Annotated in this window: 1 pseudogene; it reads left to right on the top strand. The window is 66.7% G+C overall.

The features are described 5' to 3' along the window. A pseudogene (locus FLQ44_RS00945) lies at positions 1–261 on the top strand (GTP pyrophosphokinase); the annotation flags it as partial.

Consider the following 261-nt stretch of genomic DNA (forward strand, 5'->3'; position numbering starts at 1 on the left):
CATGCGCCGCTCGCCAATCGGCTGGGCATCTGGCAAGTGAAGTGGGAGCTGGAAGATCTCGCCTTCCGCTACCTGCAGCCCGACACCTACCGGCGCATCGCCAAGCTGCTGGATGAAAAGCGCGGCGATCGCGAGCGCTTCATCGAGGACGCCAAGGCACGCCTGCGCACGGCCCTGGCCGAGGCCGGCATCCGCGCCGACGTGGCCGGCCGGCCGAAGCACATCTACAGCATCTGGAAGAAGATGCAGCGCAAGGACGTG

The organism is Vogesella mureinivorans (assembly GCF_007644035.1).
Lineage (GTDB): Bacteria > Pseudomonadota > Gammaproteobacteria > Burkholderiales > Chromobacteriaceae > Vogesella > Vogesella mureinivorans.